At 44.9% G+C, this 557-nt stretch carries 1 protein-coding gene and 1 pseudogene; one reads left to right on the top strand and one right to left on the bottom strand.

Annotated elements, in window-relative coordinates:
* On the top strand, positions 1-368 hold a 368-nt coding region (locus R7044_RS27255; protein WP_263857071.1), incomplete at its 5' end, for a DUF2750 domain-containing protein.
* A gap of 75 nt (positions 369-443) precedes the next feature.
* Here the strand turns inward: R7044_RS27255 and R7044_RS27250 are convergent.
* A pseudogene (locus R7044_RS27250) lies at positions 444-557 on the bottom strand (peptide ABC transporter ATP-binding protein); the annotation flags it as partial.

Below are 557 nucleotides of genomic sequence, written 5' to 3'. Positions count from 1 at the left end.
AACAAATCGATACGATTAATCGCTATAACGAAGAGCAGCGCCTAAAGTATTGTGTCAAAGAGATTGTCGCGAATCGTAAAGTTTGGATTCTTAAAGACGAGCACGGTTGTGTCATGTTAAACACAGAAGACGATGATTGTGTTCCTGTGTGGCCAAATGAAGAATTTGCCAAGCAGTGGGCAACGGGTGACTGGGAAGAGTGTGAACCAGAAGCGATCTCTCTTAACAAATGGCATAGCCGTTGGACTACTGGCCTAGAAGATGATGAGCTATCGGTTGTTGTATTCCCGAATCAAAACGAAGAAGGCGTGGTGTTGTTTCCTGACGAGTTTGATTTCGAACTGCGCAAACAAGCAAGCCGTCGTTAATTTGCCTTTACTCGCTTCACCCAATAGAAAAAGCCTGCATGAAAGCAGGCTTTTTGTTTTTCGTGAGCTGTCTGTTTAGTGGCTTGGCGCTTTGTAGAAATGGCTTTCTACCAAGCGCTGGGTAATCGCATGTTCTGGATTAGTAAGGACTTGGTTTGTCTCACCAAACTCAACCACTTCGCCTTCGTG

This window comes from Vibrio sp. 1402, from assembly GCF_033340275.1.
Note: the sequence above shows the minus strand (reverse complement) of the source record. Positions and strands in the feature narration are given on the sequence as shown.